At 73.5% G+C, this 18,446-nt stretch carries 2 protein-coding genes; both read left to right on the top strand.

All coding sequences use genetic code 11. The annotated features are described in order from the left end of the window. Positions 1-162 precede the first annotated feature (162 nt). Positions 163-16,761 (top strand): type I polyketide synthase, encoded by a 16,599-nt coding sequence (locus P3T39_RS33760; protein WP_280703097.1) that lies wholly within the window; start codon positions 163-165, stop codon positions 16,759-16,761. A 51-nt stretch (positions 16,762-16,812) separates the two neighbouring features. Next, positions 16,813-18,446, top strand: a 1,634-nt coding sequence (locus P3T39_RS33755; RefSeq protein ID WP_280703096.1) for a beta-ketoacyl synthase N-terminal-like domain-containing protein, incomplete at its 3' end; no start/stop codon positions are given.

Here is an 18,446-nt window from a genome sequence, read left to right as displayed (position 1 = left end):
CACCGGGCACCCCAGGGTGTCCGGTGCGCCTTGTTCGTGCCCGTCTCTAGGGAAAACCGGAGTCCGCAGTGGCCAGACTGGGCGGGACACGGGTCGGACCGCGCCGCAGGACCTTTCCCGACCGGCATTCCCGGCATCTCACCCCGAGAGGTTGACATCCTGATGTCGAACGAGGAGAAGCTCCGCGACTACCTGAAGCGGGCGATCTCAGACCTTCACGAGACTCGCGAACAGCTGCGGGAGGTCAGTGAGAAGAGCCGGGAGCCCATCGCCATCGTCGGGATGGCGTGCCGGTACCCGGGAGGGGTCCGGTCTCCGGAGGAGCTGTGGGAACTGCTCATCGGCGGGACCGACGCGGTCTCGGGCTTCCCGACCGAACGCGGCTGGGACCTCGACGCGTTGTTCGACCCGGACCCCTCGCGCCAGGGGACCACCTACACCCGCGAGAGCGGTTTCCTCCATGACGCGGGCGACTTCGACGCCGGGTTCTTCGGGATCTCGCCGCGTGAGGCGCTGGCGATGGACCCGCAGCAGCGGCTGGTGCTGGAGACCGCCTGGGAGGCGGTCGAGCGGGCCGGTATCCCGCCCGAGTCGCTGCACGGCACGCAGACCGGAGTGTTCATCGGCGCCGGTCATGGCGGGTACGACTCGGCCTCCTCGGCTCCCGGGCTGCGGCAGGACGAGGTCGCGGGCCACCTGCTGACCGGAAACACCGTCAGCGTCGCCTCCGGCCGGATCTCCTATGTGCTCGGCCTGGAAGGGCCGGCGGTGACGGTGGACACGGCGTGCTCGTCCTCGCTGGTGGCCCTGCACCTGGCGGTGCAGTCGCTGCGGCGCGGGGAGTGCGCTCTCGCGGTGGTGGGTGGCGTGACGGTGATGTCGACGCCGCAGATGTTCGTGGAGTTCTCTCGTCAGGGCGGGCTCGCCCCGGACGGCCGGTGCAAGCCGTTCGCGGCGGCGGCCGACGGCACCGCGTGGAGCGAGGGCGCCGGCGTGCTGCTGGTGGAACGGCTGTCCGACGCCCGCGCCAACGGTCACCGGGTGCTGGCCGTGGTGCGCGGTACAGCGGTCAACCAGGACGGTGCGAGCAACGGGCTGACCGCGCCCAACGGTCCTTCGCAGCAGCGCGTCATCCGTCAGGCCCTGGCCGACGCCGGGGTGTCGGCCGATGAGGTCGACGTGGTGGAGGCGCACGGCACCGGCACCCGGCTCGGCGACCCGATCGAGGCGCAGGCCCTGCTGGCCACCTATGGGCAGAACCGCGAACGCCCGTTGCTGCTCGGGTCGTTGAAGTCGAACATCGGTCACACGCAGGCTGCGGCCGGTGTCGCCGGCGTGATCAAGACGGTCCTCGCGATGCGGCACGGTGTGCTGCCGAGGACGCTGCATGTGGACGCGCCGTCGCCGCACGTCGACTGGTCGGTGGGGGCGGTGGAACTCCTCACCGAGCAGACCGCCTGGCCGGACAACGCATGGCCGCAGCGGGCGGCCGTCTCCTCGTTCGGGGTGAGCGGGACCAACGCTCATGTGATCATCGAGCAGGCGCCGGAGACCGAGCCCGGGGCCGTCCCCGAGCGGGAGTCCTCGGACGCCCGGGCGGCGGTGCTGCCGTGGCTGCTGTCGGCGAGGAACGAGGAGGCCCTGCGTGCCCAGGCCGGGCGGCTGGCCGCGCACGTCAGGACGCGCGCCGAGCTCGCCCCGACGGACATCGCCTTCTCCCTGGCGACCGGCCGGGCTCTCATGGAGCACCGCGCCGCAGTGGCGTCCGACGATCGCGAGGAGCTCCTGAAGGGCCTGGACGCCCTCGCAGAGGGCCGGACCGCCGCCGCACTCGTCGCGGCAGTGGCCGCCAAGACCCCCGTGGCGTTCCTGTTCTCGGGTCAGGGGTCTCAGCGGCTGGGTATGGGTCGGGAGTTGTACGGGCGGTTCCCGGTGTTCGCGGAGGCGTTCGATGCGGTGTGTGCGGGGCTGGAGAAGCATCTGGACCGGCCGTTGCGTGAGGTTGTCTGGGGTGAGGACGAGGGTCTGCTGAACCGGACCGTCTATGCGCAGGCGGGGTTGTTCGCCGTCGAGGTGGCGCTGTTCCGGCTGGTTCGGTCGTGGGGTGTGCGGCCGGACTTCGTGGCGGGGCATTCGATCGGTGAGGTGGCTGCGGCGCATGTGGCCGGGGTGTTCTCGCTGGCGGACGCGTGTGCGTTGGTGGCGGCTCGGGGTCGGTTGATGCAGGCGTTGCCGGCGGGTGGGGCGATGCTCGCGGTTCAGGCCGGTGAGGATGAAGTTCTGCCGTTGCTGGGTGAGTTGGTGTCGGTCGCGGCGGTCAACGGCCCGTCGTCGGTGGTGGTCTCCGGTGCCGAGGAGGCGGTGGAGGCGATCCGTGCCCACTTCGAGGCACAGGGTCGTAAGGTGTCGAGGCTGCGGGTCTCGCACGCGTTCCACTCGCCGTTGATGGACCCGATGCTCGAAGAGTTCGGCCGGGTCCTGGAGGGCCTGTCGTTTCAGGCGCCCACCATTCCCCTGGTGTCCAACCTGACCGGTGCACTCGCCACCAGCGAGGAACTGCGCTCCCCGGACTACTGGGTGCGCCACGTCCGCGAGGCAGTGCGGTTCGCCGACGGTGTCGAGTGGCTCTCCGGACAGGGTGTGGCCCGGTTCCTGGAGTTGGGCCCGGACGGCGTCCTGTCGGCGATGGCCGCCGAATCCCTCGCCGACGAGGGCGTGCTGCTCGTTCCCGTGCTGCGCAAGGAGCGGGACGAGGAGACGACGGCCCTCCATGCGCTGGCGCGACTGCACGTCCACGGGGTGAAGGTGGACTGGACCACGCTGTTCGCCGGGACCGGCGCCCGCCAGGTGGACCTGCCCACCTACGCTTTCCAGCATCAGCGGTTCTGGCTGCCCGCCGATGGGCTGGGTGCGCAAACCGGTGAACTGCCTCCCGTGGTGGACGCGGTGGAGGCCGGTTTCTGGGAAGCGGTCGAGCGCGGGGATCTGCGGGCGGCGTCCGCCGTACTTGGGATCGAGGGAGAGGCCGCCGAGGCCTCGCTCGACAGCCTGCTCCCGGCGTTGGCGTCGTGGCGGGCCCGGCGACGGGTCCAGTCCACGCTGGACGGCTGGGGCTACCGGACGACCTGGACCGCGGCGAGCGGCGTCACGGACGCGGTGGCAGCGGGTCGTTGGCTGGTCCTGGTCCCGGACAGCGCGGCGCACGACGACTGGGTCGCGGCTCTGCTGGACGGCCTGGCCGGCCGGGGAGTGCAGGCCGAGCGCCTTGTGCTCTCGCCGACCGAGGCCGACGGCAGCGGCACGATGGCGGACCGGGTCCGTGAGGCTCTGGCCGGGCAGCCGGTCGTCGGCGTGCTGTCGTTCCTGGCGCTGGACGAGCGGCCGCACCCCGGGTTCTCGGCAGTGCCGCGCGGCCTGGCCGCCACCGGCGAGCTGCTCCAGGCCCTGGAGCAGGCAGCTGCCGAGGTGTCGCTGTGGTGCGTGACCAGGGGAGCGCTGTCGGTCGACCGCTCGGACGCGCCGACCGGTCCCGTTCAGGCTCAGGTGTGGGGCCTGGGCCGGGTGGCCGCGCTGGAGTACCCGCGGAGCTGGGGCGGATTGATCGACCTGCCGCCGGTGCTGGACGGCCGGGTCGCCTCCCGGCTGGCCGGTGTGCTCGCGGGCGCGGGCGCGGCCGAGGACCAGATCGCGGTGCGTGGTTCGAGTGTATTCGCCCGCCGGATCGTGCGGATCCCGGCCGAAGGCGGTGCGGCGGACAGCTGGACGGCCCCGCGCGGAACCGTGCTCGTGACCGGCGGTACGGGTGCGCTGGGCGCGCGGGTGGCGCGTTGGCTGGCGGGTGCCGGCGCCGAGCATCTGCTGCTCGTCAGCCGGCGCGGTGGGACGGCCGAAGGAACGGCCGAGCTGGAGGCCGAGCTGACGGCCCTCGGGGCCCGGGTCACGGTGGCGGCCTGCGACGTCGCGGACCGGGATGCGCTCGCACGGCTGCTCGACGGGATTCCGGCGGACGTCCCGCTGAGCGGTGTGGTGCACGCCGCGGGTGTGCTGGACGACGGTGTGCTGGAGTCGCTGACCGTCGAGCGTTTCGACACCGTCCTGCGGGCGAAGGCCGAAGCGGCCAGGAACCTCGACGAGTTGACCCGCGGGCACAAGCCGGCCATGTTCGTGCTGTTCTCCTCGATCGTCGGCGTGCTGGGCAACGCCGGGCAGGCCAACTACGCGGCGGCCAACGCCTTCCTGGACGCCCTCGCCGAGCAGCGCAGGGCCGAGGGTTCGGTGGCGACCTCCATCGCCTGGGGAGCGTGGGCCGACCGGGGCATGGCGGCGGGCACCGGTATGCCGGCCGACCGGATGCGCCGTGGCGGCATCGTGCCGATGGCCCCCGATCTGGCGATCGCCGCCCTGCAACGGGCGGTTGCCCAGGACCTGACCTGTGTGACCGTCGCCGACCTGGACTGGAGCGCGCTCGCCCCCGTCCTGACGGCGGCGCGGCCCAACCCGACGATCGGTGAACTGCCCGAGGTGGGCCGGGTCCTGGAGGGTGCGGGTGCGATCGCGGGGGGCGTGCGGGGCGGCTCCTCGCCCTGGCGGGAGCGCCTGGCCGGGCTGTCGGCGGCCGAGCAGGGCCGTGTCCTCCTCGACCTGCTGAGGGCCGAGGTCGCCATGGTGCTGGGGCACGCCTCCGTCGACACCGTCGATGTCAGCCGGGCGTTCCGGGAGCTGGGATTCGACTCGCTGACGGCGGTCGAGCTGCGCAACCGGCTTGCGGCGGTGACGGGCCTTCGCCTGCCCGCCACGCTGCTGTTCGACCACCCGACGACCGCCGCCGTCGCGGAGCACCTGCAGACCGGGATGCTGGGCGGCCAGGGCTCCGCGGCCGCACTCCTGCCGGCCACGGCCTCAGCCGCCGCCGGCGACGACCCCATCGCGATCGTGGCGATGGCGTGCCGCTTCCCGGGGGGAGTGACCACACCGGAGGAGTTCTGGGAGCTCGTCTCGGGCGGCGTGGACGGCATTTCCTCCCTCCCCACCGACCGGGGCTGGGACACCGAAGGGCTGTACGACCCCGATCCGGACCACCCGGGCACCAGCTATGTGCGCGAGGGCGGCTTCATCACGGACCTGGCCGGGTTCGACGCGGGCTTCTTCGGGATCTCCCCGCGCGAGGCGCTGGCGATGGACCCGCAGCAGCGGCTGCTGCTGGAGACCGCCTGGGAGACCGTCGAGCGCGCCGGGATCGCTCCCGACACGCTGCGCGGCAGCGCCACCGGGGTCTTCGTCGGTTCCAACTTCCAGGACTACCGGACGATCCTGGACGAGACCGCCGAGGAGGTCACCGGCTATCTGCTGACCGGCAACGCGGCGAGCGTGGTCTCCGGCCGGCTGTCCTACGCCTTCGGCTTCGAGGGCCCGGCGGTGACGGTCGACACGGCTTGCTCGTCGTCACTGGTGGCGCTGCACCTGGCCACCCAGTCGCTGCGGCGCGGGGAGTGCTCCCTCGCGCTGGTCGGCGGTGTGACGGTGATGTCGACACCGAACATCTTCGTGGAGTTCTCGCGGCAGCGCGGCCTGGCCCCCAACGGGCGGTGCAAGCCGTTCGCGGCGGCGGCCGACGGCACGGGCTGGGCCGAGGGGGTGGGCCTGCTGCTGGTGGAGCGACTGTCCGACGCCCGGCGCAACGGCCACCAGGTGCTGGCCGTGGTGCGCGGCAGCGCGGTGAACCAGGACGGTGCGAGCAACGGCCTGACGGCCCCGAACGGTCCTTCACAGCAGCGCGTCATCCGCCAGGCCCTGGCCGATGCGGGCCTGACCACGGCCGACGTGGACGCGGTGGAGGCCCACGGCACGGGTACCAGGCTGGGCGACCCGATCGAGGCGCAGGCCCTGCTGGCCACCTACGGGCAGGACCGCCGACACCCCTTGCTGCTCGGGTCGGTGAAGTCGAACATCGGGCACACCCAGGCGGCCGCCGGTGTCGCCGGAGTGATGAAGATGGTGCTGGCGATGCGGCACGGTGTGCTGCCCAGGAGCCTGCACATCGACGAACCTTCCCCGCACGTCGACTGGTCCGCGGGCGCCATTGAGCTGCTCGCCGAACCGGGCGCATGGCCGGAAGCGGACCGGCCGCACCGGGCCGGCGTCTCCTCGTTCGGCATCAGCGGCACCAACGCCCACGTCATCCTTGAGGCCGCCCCCGAGCCGGAGCCCGCCGCGGTTCAAAGTGCCGCGGTTCAGGGCGGTTCCGCTCCGACCGTCCTCCCCTGGGTGCTGTCGGCGAAGAGCCCCGAGGCGCTGCGCGAGCAGGCCCGGCGGCTGGCCGCGCAGGTGCGGGCCGACGCCGAACCGGACCTCACCGGCATCGCGTACGCGCTGGCGACCACCCGGACCGCGATGGACCGGCGGGCCGCCGTCGTGGCGGCCGACCGGGACGGGTTCCTGGCCGGACTGGACGCGCTGGCAGAGGAGCAGCCCTTCCCCGGCGTGCGCGAAGGCTTCTTCGAGGGCCAGGGCGAGACGGTGTTCGTCTTCCCGGGCCAGGGCTCGCAGTGGACCGGGATGGCACTCGAACTCCTTGACACCTCACCGGTCTTCGCCGAGCGGATGCGCGAGTGCGCCACCGCCCTCGCGCAGTACACCGACTGGTCGCTGTTCGACGTGCTGCGAAGCGCTCCCGGCGCACCGTCACTGGAGCGGGTCGATGTGGTCCAGCCGGTGCTGTTCGCCGTGATGGTCTCCCTCGCGGAGCTGTGGCGGGCGCACGGTGTCGAGCCCGCCGCCGTGGTCGGCCACTCCCAGGGCGAGATCGCGGCCGCCTGCGTGGCCGACGCCCTCTCCCTGGACGATGCCGCCCGCGTGGTCGCCCTGCGCAGCCGGGCCCTGACCGTGCTGGCGGGTCTGGGCGGGATGGTCTCGGTCTCGGACGCCGTCGAGCGCGTGTCGACCCGCCTGCTGCCCTGGGGCGAGCGCCTCTGGGTGGCCGCCGTCAACGGACCCTCCAGCGTGGTCGTCTCGGGCGAGCCGGACGCCCTCGACGAGATGATCGCCGCGTGCGAGCGCGACGGGATCCGCGCCCGCAGGGTGCCGGTGGACTACGCCTCGCACTCCGCCCAGGTGGAGCGCATCGAACAGGAACTGCTGACGGTGCTGGCGCCCATCGCGCCACGGTCGGCGGACATCCCCTTCTACTCCACGGTCGGCGGCGCCCCGATCGACACGGCCGGGCTGGACGCCGCGTACTGGTACCGCAACCTGCGCCACACGGTTCGGTTCGAACAGGCCACCCGCGCGCTGCTCGCCGACGGCTACCGGGTGTTCATCGAGGTCAGCCCGCACCCGGTGGTGACCACCGGCGTGCAGGAGACGGTGGAGGCCGTCGGCACGCCGGCTGCCGCGACGGGCACACTGCGGCGCGAGGAAGGCGGCCTCGAGCGCTTCCTCCTCTCCCTCGCGGACGCCCGCAACCACGGAACCCGCGTCGACTGGGAGGTGTTCTTCGCGGCCGTGCCGGCCCGCCGGGCCGAGCTGCCGACGTACGCGTTCCAGCACCAGCGGTACTGGCCCCGGCCGGTGGAAGCGGCCGGCGACGTGGCCTCGGCGGGGCTGGGCTCGCTCGACCACCCGCTGATCGGCGCCTCGGTGGAACTCGCCCGCGGGGACGGCCTGGTGGCGACGGCCCGCTGGTCGCTGCGCACCCATCCCTGGCTCGCCGACCACGCGGTGTCGGGCACCGTGATCGTCCCGGGCGCGGCCCTGGTGGAGGCGGTGATCCGGGTCGGCGACGAACTCGGCAGCGGCCGGGTGGAGGAACTCACCCTGCACGCGCCGGTGCTGCTGCCCGAGCGCGGTGAGATCCAGGTGCAGATCGCCGTCTCCGCGCCCGACGAGTCGGGCCTGCGGCCGGTGACCCTCCACACGCGCTCGGCCGAGGCCGAGGCCGTCGAAGGCGGCGAGGTCTGGATCCGGCACGCCACCGGTCTGCTCGGCGCGTCCTCGGCCGAGACACCGGACGAGCTCGGCAGCTGGCCACCGCAGGGCGCCCGGCCGGTCGCCGTGGAGGACTTCTACGGCGAACTGCGCGAGAACGGTTACGAGTTCGGCCCGGTCTTCCAGGGCGTGCGGGCGGCCTGGCGGCACGGCCGGGACGTGTACTCCGAGGTGGTCCTGCCCGATCAGGCGCAGCCGGACGCGGCCCGCTTCGGGATGCACCCGGCGCTGCTGGACGCCGCGCTGCACGCCTCCAGGCTCGCGCCCGGCAGCGACGAGGACGGTCCCACCCGGCTGCCGTTCTCCTGGACGGGCGTCTCGCTGCACGCGACCGGGGCCACCACGCTGCGGGTCCGCCTGTCGGCGACCGGTCCTGACGCGGTGTCCGTGTTCATGGCCGACCCGAGCGGTCGTCCGGTGGCCTCGATCGACTCGCTGGTCGTACGGCCGGTCGCGGCCGGATCGCTCGACCGGGCATCGGACGCGGTCCGGGACGCGCTCTTCCGACTGGAGTGGACGGCCCTGCCCACGGCCCAGCGGGCCGCGACCGAGCCGGCCCGCTGGGCCCTGCTCGGCGGCGACCACACTTCGGCGACGGCGGCCCTCGCCGAGGGAGGGGTGCTCCTGAGCAGCTGGGAGGATCTGGACCCGCCTGCCGCCGACGGCGCACCCGCGGCGGTCGTGGTGCTCGCGGCCCACCCCGAGCCCGCAGCGGGCTCCTCGCTCCCCGAGACGGCCTCCGGGGCGCTGGAGCGCGTCCTGGCGCTGCTCCGGACCTGGCTCGCCGACGACCGCTTCGCCGCCACCCGGCTCGTGCTGGTCACCCGCGGGGCGGTGGCCGCCGACCCCGGTGAGGACGTCCGGGACCTGCCCGGTGCGTCGCTCTGGGGCCTGGTCCGTTCGGCGCAGACCGAGAACCCGGGCCGCATCGTCCTCGTCGACATCGACGGCCACCCCGCCTCCTGGCAGGCCCTGCCCGGCGCGGTCGAGACGGCCGAACCCCAGCTGGCACTGCGTCAGGGCACCGCCCACGTGCCCCGGCTCGCACGGACGCACGCCGCCGGCGCGCTGACGGTGCCCGCAACCGGCGCGATGCCGTGGCGGCTGGAGATCCCCGAGAAGGGCAGCATCGACAACCTCGCGCTGCTGCCCTGCCCCGAGGCTGCGGCACCCCTGGAGCCCGGCCAGGTCAGGCTGGACGTACGGGCGGCGGGCCTGAACTTCCGCGACGTCCTCAACTCGCTGGGCATGTACCCCGGCGGAGCGGAGTTCCTCGGCTCCGAGGCCGCCGGAGTGGTCACCGAGACCGGCGACGGCGTGACCGCACTGGCGCCCGGAGACCGGGTGATGGGCATGGTGCCCGGCGGGTTCGGCACCCAGGCCGTCGCCGACCACCGGGTCCTCGTACGGATACCGCAGGGCTGGTCCTTCGCCCAGGCGGCCTCCGTCCCCGTGGTCTTCCTGACCGCGTACTACGCGCTGCGCGACCTGGCAGCCCTCGCCGAGGGCGAGTCGGTCCTGGTGCATGCCGCCGCGGGCGGCGTCGGAATGGCCGCCACCCAACTGGCCCGTCTGTGGGGCGCCGAGGTCTACGGCACCGCGGGCGAGCACAAGCAGGAGCTGCTGCGCGCCGAAGGCTGGCCCGCGCAGCGGCTGGCCTCCTCCCGGACCCTCGACTTCGAGGAGCACTTCCGCACGGCCACTGACGGCCGGGGCGTGGACGTCGTCCTGAACTCCCTGGCCGGGGAGTTCGTGGACGCCTCGCTGCGGCTGCTGCGGCCCGGCGGCCGTCTGATCGAAATGGGCAAGACGGACATCCGTGACGCGGACGAGGTGGCCAGGACCCACCGGGGCGCCGGCTACCGCGCCTTCGACCTGAAGGAGGCGGGCCCCGAACGGATCCGGCAGATGCTGGCGGAGCTGGTCGACCTCTTCGAACGGGGCCTGCTGCACCCGCTGCCGGTCACCGCCTGGGACATTCACCACGCCAGGGAGGCGTTCCGCCATGTCTCCCACGCACGCCACGTCGGCAAGGTCGTCCTCACCGTTCCGCGCGCCTGGGACCCCGAGGGAACCGTTCTGATCACCGGAGGCACCGGCGAACTCGGCGGTCTGCTGGCCCGTCACCTGGTGGCCGAGCACGGCGTACGCCACCTGCTGCTCACCAGCCGCCGGGGCCAGGACAGCCCCGGTGCGCAGGCGCTCCGCGACGAACTGGCCGAACACGGCGCCACCGTCACCCTCGCCGCCTGCGACATGGCGGACCGGGACGCGGCCGGCCGACTGCTGGCATCCGTCCCCGAGGAACACCCGCTGACGGCCGTCGTGCACGCCGCGGGCGTACTCGACGACGGCGTGCTCACCTCCCTCACGCCCGAACGCCTGCGAACCGTCCTGCGTCCGAAGGTGGACGCCGCCTGGCACCTGCACGAGCTGACCCGGGATCTCGACCTGGCCGACCTCGTGCTGTTCTCCTCGGCGGCGGGCGTCCTCGGCTCGGCCGGCCAGGCCAACTACGCGGCGGCGAACACCTTCCTGGACGGGCTCGCCCAGCACCGCCGGGTCCACGGGATGCCCACCACCTCCCTGGCATGGGGCCTGTGGGCCCAGGCCAGCGGGATGACCGGGCACCTGGACGACGCCGATCTCGCCAGGGCCAGGCAGAGCGGCGGCCTTGCCCTGTCCACCCCCGACGGCCTCGCCCTCTTCGACGCCGCGCTGGCGGCGCGGCGGTCCCTGCTGGTGCCCGTCCGGCTCGACCTGGCCCCGCTCCGCTCCCGCGAGCAGTCGGCCGTCCCCGCCGTACTGCGGGCGCTGCTGCGCGGCCCTGCCCGTCGCACGGTCGACGCCGCGCAGCACGCCTCGGGCACCGACGGACTGCGCAGGCGCCTGGCCGAGCTGCCCGCCGCCGAACGCCACGCCCTGGTACTCGACCTCGTCACCACGCACGCCGCCACCGTGCTCGGCCACGCGAGCGCCGGCCTCGTCCACGCCGGTCGGGCCTTCCGCGACCTGGGCTTCGACTCGCTCACCGCGGTGGAGCTCCGCAACCGGCTGGCCACCGGGACCGGACTGCGCCTGCCGGCCACCCTGGTCTTCGACTACCCGACGCCGACCGCGCTCGCCGACTACCTCAAGGGACGGCTCTGCGACGACGGCGGCGAACCGGCAGTGCCGACCGCGCCGACGGCCACCACCGACGAACCGGTCGCGATCATCGGCATGGCCTGCCGCTACCCCGGCGGCGTCCGCTCGCCGGAGGACCTGTGGACGCTGCTGTCCACCGGGACCGACGCCATCGCCGGCTTCCCCACCGACCGTGGCTGGGACCTCGACCGGCTGTACGACGCCGTCCCCGACCACCCGGACGCCTCCCGCACCCTGGAGGGCGGATTCCTCTACGGCGCGGCCGAGTTCGACGCCGACTTCTTCGGGATCTCCCCGCGCGAGGCGCTGGCGATGGACCCGCAGCAGCGACTGCTGCTGGAGACCGCGTGGGAGGCGGCCGAGCGGGCCGGGATCGACCCGAAGGCACTGCGCGGCAGCCGGACCGGTGTGTTCGCCGGACTCTCCTCCAGCGACTACACGGCCCGCGTCACCGAGATCCCGGACGAGCTCGCGGGATACGTCAACAACGGCAACGCGGCCAGCGTGGTCTCCGGCCGGGTCGCCTACTCACTCGGCCTGGAGGGCCCCGCGGTCACGGTCGACACGGCCTGCTCCTCCTCACTGGTGGCCCTGCACCTGGCGGTGCAGTCGCTGCGCCAGGGCGAGTGCTCGCTGGCGCTCGCCGGCGGCGTGACCGTCATGTCGTCCCCGGCGATCATCGTCGACTTCTCCCGCCAGCGCGGGATGGCGGCCGACGGCCGCTGCAAGCCCTTCGCCTCGGCCGCCGACGGCACCGGGTTCGCCGAGGGCGTCGGCCTGCTCGTGGTGGAACGGCTCTGCGACGCGCTGCGCAACGGACACCAGGTCCTGGCCGTAGTGCGCGGCTCGGCGATCAACCAGGACGGGGCGAGCAACGGGATGAGCGCGCCCAACGGCCCCGCGCAGCAGCGGGTGATCCGTCAGGCCCTGGCGGCGGCGGGCCTCTCGGCCGCCGAGGTCGACGCGGTGGAGGCGCACGGCACGGGGACCCGCCTCGGCGACCCGATCGAGGCACAGGCCCTGCTGGCCACCTACGGCCAGGACCGCGCGGGGGGCCACCCGCTGCACCTGGGCTCCATCAAGTCCAACATCGGGCACGCCCAGGCCGCCGCCGGTGTCGCCGGGGTGATGAAGATGGTGCTGGCGATGCGCAACGGAGTGCTGCCCAGGAGCCTGCACATCGACGCCCCCACCCCGCACGTGGACTGGTCCTCGGGAGCCGTCAGCCTGCTCGGCGAGCAGACCGCCTGGCCGCGGACCGAGCGGCCCCGCAGGGCCGGAGTGTCCTCGTTCGGCATCAGCGGCACCAACGCCCACGTCATCCTCGAACAGGCCCCGCAGGGACAGGAGCCGGAAGACCGGGCCCCGCGAGCCGATGCCGCCCCCGGCGAGGAGGTACCGGCGCGCCCCGTGCCCTGGGTGCTGTCCGCCCGCAGCGCACGAGCACTGCGCGGACAGGCCCGGGCGCTGCTCGCCCACCTGGACGCGCCGTCCGCCGCCGCGCCCGCACCGCTCGACGTCGCGGCGTCCCTGGTCACCAGGCGCTCCACGCTCGAACACCGTGCGGTCGTGATCGGCGCCGACCACGACGAACTGCTTTCCAAACTCCGTGCGTTCGCCGAAGGCACCCCGGCCCCCGGCGTCGTCCACGGCCGCCACAGCGCGGGCCGGGACCGCAAGGCCGTCCTGGTCTTCCCGGGGCAGGGCTCCCAGTGGGCCCGGATGGGCGTCGAACTGCTCGACAGCTCACCGGAGTTCGCCGACCGCATCGCCGAGTGCGAGCAGGCACTCGCACCCTGGGTCGACTGGTCGCTGCGCGAGGTACTTCGCGGCGCGCAGGGAGCACCCGACCTGGAGCGCGTCGACGTCGCCCAGCCCGCACTGTGGGCGGTCATGGTCGCACTGGCCGAGGTGTGGCGGGCCCACGGCGTGCAGCCGGCCGCGGTGCTCGGCCACTCCCAGGGCGAGATCGCGGCGGCCTGCGTCGCCGGTGCGCTCTCGCTGCCCGACGCGGCCAGGGTGGTCGCCGTCCGCAGCAAGGCCATCGCCGACGGCCTCTCCGGCCACGGCGGCATGGTCTCGGTGGCGGCCCCGCACGACGAGGTCGTGACGCGCCTGCGGCACTGGGCAGGCCGGATCTCCGTCGCCGCGGTCAACGGACCCTCCAGCGTGGTCGTCTCCGGCGAGCCGGACGCGCTCGACGAACTGATCGCCGCATACACCCGGGACGGCGTCAGGGCCAGGAAGATCCCGGTGGACTACGCCTCACACTCCGCCCAGGTCGAGCGGATCCGCGACACCCTCCTGACAGACCTCGCCGGCCTGCAAACCCACGAGAGCCGGATCCCGTTCTTCTCCACCGTGACCGGCGACTGGCTCGACCGCGACACCCGGCTCGACGCGAGCTACTGGTACGAGAACCTGCGCCGCACCGTCCGCCTCGAAGAGTCGCTGCGGGCACTGCTCCGGCAGGGCCACGACGTCTTCATCGAGTCCAGCCCGCACCCCGTCCTCACCCCGGGGATCGAGGACACCATCGCCGCCGTGGAGGCCGACGCCGTCGCCATCGGCTCCGTCCGCCGTGACGACGGCGGACGGGAACGCCTGCTGACCTCCCTGGCCGAGGCCCATGTGCACGGCGTACGCGTCGACTGGCGCAACACCGTCGAGGGCGGCCGGCCGGTCGACCTGCCGACCTACGCCTTCCAGCGCGAGCGCTACTGGCTGGAAGCCGCTCCCGGGACTGACGGCCGGAGCTCTCAGGCCGATCCGGCCGGCCTGACCACGGTCGTCCGCCTGGCGAGCGACGACACGGTGGTCCTCACCGGAGCGATCGGCCTCGACACACAGCCCTGGCTGGCCGAACACAGGGTGCTGGACTCGGCGGTCGTGCCGGGCACCGTCCTCGCCGACTGGGCCGTGCACGCGGGCGACGAGAGCGGCTGCGAAGTCGTCGACGAACTCGCCGAACTCATGCCGCTGGTCCTCCCCGAGGACGGCACGGTCGACATCCAGGTGACCGTCGGCGCCCCGGCCCAGGACACCGGCCTGCGCCCGATCGCCGTGTACTCGCGCGCCACGGGAGCGGCGGCCGACACGGTGTGGACCCGCAACGCCACCGGGGCCCTCGCAGCCACCGCACGCATCCCCGACCCGGCGCAGCGGCAGGACTGGCCGCCGCGAGACGCCCACCCGCTCGACATCGAGCCGCTGTACCAGAGGCTCGCCGAGCACGGACACGACCACGGCCCGCTGCTACGGACCGTGCGGGCTCTCTGGCAGCGAGACGGCGAGATGTTCGCCGAGGTGATGCTCACCGAGGACGCACAGGCGGACGCGGCCCGCTTCAGGGTCCACCCGGCCCTGCTGCAGCCCGTCCTCGCCCTGGCGACCGCCGACAGCACCCCCGAACTGCCCGTCGCCTGGCGCGGGTTGTCGGTCCACGCGACCGGAGCCACCCGACTGCGTGTGCGGCTCACTCCCGTGCCGGACGGCACGTTCGCAGTGACCGCCACGGACCGCACGGGCGCCCCCGTGTTCACGATCGACTCCGTGACCACGCAACCGGTCCCGGAGGAACGGCTCACCGCAGCCGGAGCCGCACGACGCGACGCGCTCTTCCACGTCGAGTGGATCCGGCCGACGGACTCCGGCGGCACGTACCGGCCCACCGGAGCCTGGGCCGTCCTCGGCGGCGACCACCGGCTGGCAGCGGCCGTCGAGCACACCGGCGTGCAGGTCCAGGAGTTCCAGGACCTGCCCGCCCTCCGCACAGCCCTCGACTCCGGAACGGTGGCCGCGGCACCCGAGACCGTCGTGCTGAGCCTCGCTCCCGCCACGGCCGCTGACGGAGCCGCCGCCACGCACCGCTGCGTACAGGAGCTGCTGCACCTCGCCCAGCAGTGGCTGGGAGACGCCCGCCTGGCGGCCTCGCGCCTGGTCCTGGTGACCCGGGGCGCAGTCGCCACCGGCCCGGACGACGAAGTCCGGGCCCCCGCCCTGGCCGACGCCGCCGTATGGGGCCTGATCCGCTCCGCCCAGTCCGAGCACCCCGGCCGCTTCCTGCTGGTCGACCTGGACGGCGACGAGGCGTCCGAGGCGGCCCTCACCACGGCCACGGCCGGCGCCGTCGCCGCAGGGGAGTCCCAACTGGCCGTCCGCGCCGGAACGGTGACCGTTCCCCGACTGCTCCGGGTCAACCGGGCGGACGAGCGGCCGACCGCACCCGTATGGCGATGGGACGCCGCCGGCGACGGCACCGTGCTCATCACCGGCGGCACCGGAACCCTCGGCGGCCTCCTCGCCCGGCACCTCGTCGCCCGCCACGGCGTACGCCACCTCGTGCTGACCGGACGGCGGGGCATCGCCGCCCCCGGAGCCGAAACGCTCAGGGACGAACTCGCGGCCATGGGCGCCCGGGCTGTCGTCGTCGCCTGCGACGCCGCCGACCGGGACCAACTCGCGGACGTGCTCGGCAGGATCCCCGCCGAGCACCCGCTGACCGCGGTGGTGCACGCGGCCGGCGTGCTCCAGGACGGGCTCCTGGAGAACCTGACGGCCGGACAGGTCGAGCGGGTGCTGCGCCCCAAGGTGGACGCCGCATGGAACCTGCACGAACTCACCCGCACCTCGGACCTGTCGGCCTTCGTGCTCTTCTCCTCTTTCGCCGGAGTCGTCGGCGGTCTGGCGCAGGCCAACTACGCGGCGGCCAACTCCTTCCTCGACGCCCTCGCCCACCACCGCCGCGCACAGGGACTGACGGCGGTCTCGCTGGCGTGGGGATACTGGGGAGATTCCAGTGAAATGACAGGCACGCTGGACCGCGTGGATCTTGCTCGCTTCGCGCGCTCCGGAATGCTGCCGCTCTCGGCCGGTCATGGACTCGGCCTGCTCGACGCGGCGTCAGGTGTGGACAGCCCGCTGCTGGTCCCGGTCCGACTGGACCTGCGGACACTCGGCTCAAGCGGCGAAGTGCCCTCCCTGCTGCGCAAACTGGCGACGAACCAGCAGGTCTCGCTGCGCCGGTCGGTGACCGACGCCGTCGCCACCGGTCCTGCCCCGCGGGACACTCCCGCCGGGCAGGGGCTCAGGCAGCAGCTGACCGGGCTGAGCGAGGCGAAGCAGGAGAGCGTGCTGCTCCAGCTGCTCATCGGCCATGTCGCCACCGTGCTCGGCCACGGATCCGCCGAGGCGATCGAAGCCGAACGCGGGTTCCTCGATCTCGGCATGTCGTCACTGACCGCCGTCGAGCTCCGCAACCGCCTCAACGCCGAGACCGGTCTGCGGCTGCCGACGACAGCGATCTTCGACCACCCGACCCCGGCCGGACTGGCCCGCCACCTCCGCACGGCACTCGGCGCGGAGCTCGGGACGGAACCGGGTGCCGACTCCGCCACGGCCCCTGCCGCACCGGTGTTCGCCGAGCTCGAAGACCTCGAAACGGCGGTCTCGATGTTCGAGCTGGACGCCGATGTCCGAGCGCGGCTGATCACCCGGCTCAAGTCACTCCAATGGAAGCTCGACGACGTCGACGAGGACCAGCCGGAGGAGGCCGGCGACGCCGCCGACCTCGCGGCCTCGACCGACGACGAGATGTTCGACCTGATCGACAAAGAACTCGGCCTCGCCTGACCAAGCCCAGCCGATCGAGACGCCCTTTCCGAACTGCGAGGTTTCCCACCCATGGCCAGCTCCTCCGAAGACAAGCTCCGCGACTACCTCAAGAAGGTCACCGCCGACCTGCGGCGGACCAGGCAGCGGCTGGAGTCCGTCGAGGCCAGGCAGAACGAGCCGATCGCCATCGTCGGCATGGCCTGCCGCTTCCCGGGAGGTGTCAGCTCCCCGGAGGAGCTGTGGCAGCTGGTCGCCGACGGCGCCGACGCCATCGGGGAGCTCCCGGATGACCGCGGGTGGGACACCGAGTCGCTCTACGACCCCACCCCGGGCACACCCGGCCGGAGTTACGTACGCCACGGCGGCTTCCTGAGCGACGTGGGCGGCTTCGACGCGGACCTCTTCGGCATCGCGCCGCGCGAAGCCCTGGCGATGGACCCGCAGCAGCGCCTGCTGCTGGAATCCGCCTGGGAGGCCATCGAGCGGGCCGGGATCAACCCCGCGACACTGCGCGGCAGCGAGACCGGAGTCTTCGTCGGAGGCGCCGACACCGACTACGGCTCCCTCGCCCGGCAGTCCGAGGAGACCGAGGGACACCTGCTGACCGGCGGCGCCGTCAGCGTGCTCTCCGGCCGTATCGCCTACACCTTCGGCCTGGAGGGCCCGGCCGTCACGGTCGACACCGCCTGCTCGTCCTCCCTGGTGGCCCTGCACCTGGCCGTCCGCGCGCTGCGCGCCGGCGAGTGCTCGATGGCACTCGCGGGCGCCGTCGCCGTCATGCCCACCACCCGCCTGTTCACCGAGTTCTCCCGCCAGCGCGGGCTCGCGGCGGACGGCCGCTGCAAGCCCTTCGCCGAGGCGGCCGACGGCACCTCCTGGGGCGAAGGCGTCGGTGTCCTCCTCGTCGAACGCCTCTCGGACGCCCGCCGCAACGGACACGAGGTCCTGGCCGTGGTGCGCGGCACCGCGGTGAACCAGGACGGCGCCAGCAGCCGGCTCACCGCCCCCAACGGCCCCTCCCAGCAGCGGGTCATCAAGGCGGCCCTCGCAAACGCGCAGCTGTCCGCCGACCAGGTCGACGCGGTGGAGGCCCACGGCACCGGTACGACGCTGGGTGACCCGATCGAGGCGCAGGCCCTGCTGGCAACGTACGGACAGGGCCGCTCGGCCGGGCAGCCGCTGCTGCTCGGCGGTATCAAGTCGAACATCGGCCACGCGCAGGCGGCTGCGGGTGTGGCGGGTGTGATCAAGATGGTTATGGCGATGCGGCACGGCGTGCTGCCGGAGACGCTGCATGTGGACGAGCCGTCCTCGCACGTGGACTGGTCGGCGGGTGCGGTCGAGCTGCTGACCGAGCGGACTGACTGGCCGGCCACGGGCCGGCCGCGCCGGGCGGGTGTGTCGGCCTTCGGGATCAGCGGCACCAACGCGCATGTGGTGCTTGAGCAGGCCGAGCCTGCTGAACTGCCGGTGTTTGACGGGCCGGTGGCGGAGCCGGGTGCCGTGCCGTGGGTGCTGTCGGGTAGGACGGAGGCGGCGCTGCGGGGTCAGGCGGCGCGGCTGCTGGCCCATGTCGAAGGCCGCTCCGACCTGCGGAGCGCCGACGTCGGCCTCTCGCTGGTGACGAGCCGCTCAAGCCTGGCGCACCGGGCGGTGGTTGTCGCGTCGGATCGCGACGGGGCCGTTCAGGGGCTGTCGGCGTT

The sequence above is a fragment of the Kitasatospora sp. GP82 genome (assembly GCF_029892105.1).
Classification (GTDB): Bacteria; Actinomycetota; Actinomycetes; order Streptomycetales; family Streptomycetaceae; genus Kitasatospora.
Note: the sequence above shows the minus strand (reverse complement) of the source record. Positions and strands in the feature narration are given on the sequence as shown.

Excerpts from the sequence above, each read along its gene's own strand:
- P3T39_RS33760 (WP_280703097.1), top strand. The coding sequence starts at position 163 with ATGTCGAACGAGGAGAAGCTCCGCGACTACCTGAAGCGGGCGATCTCA.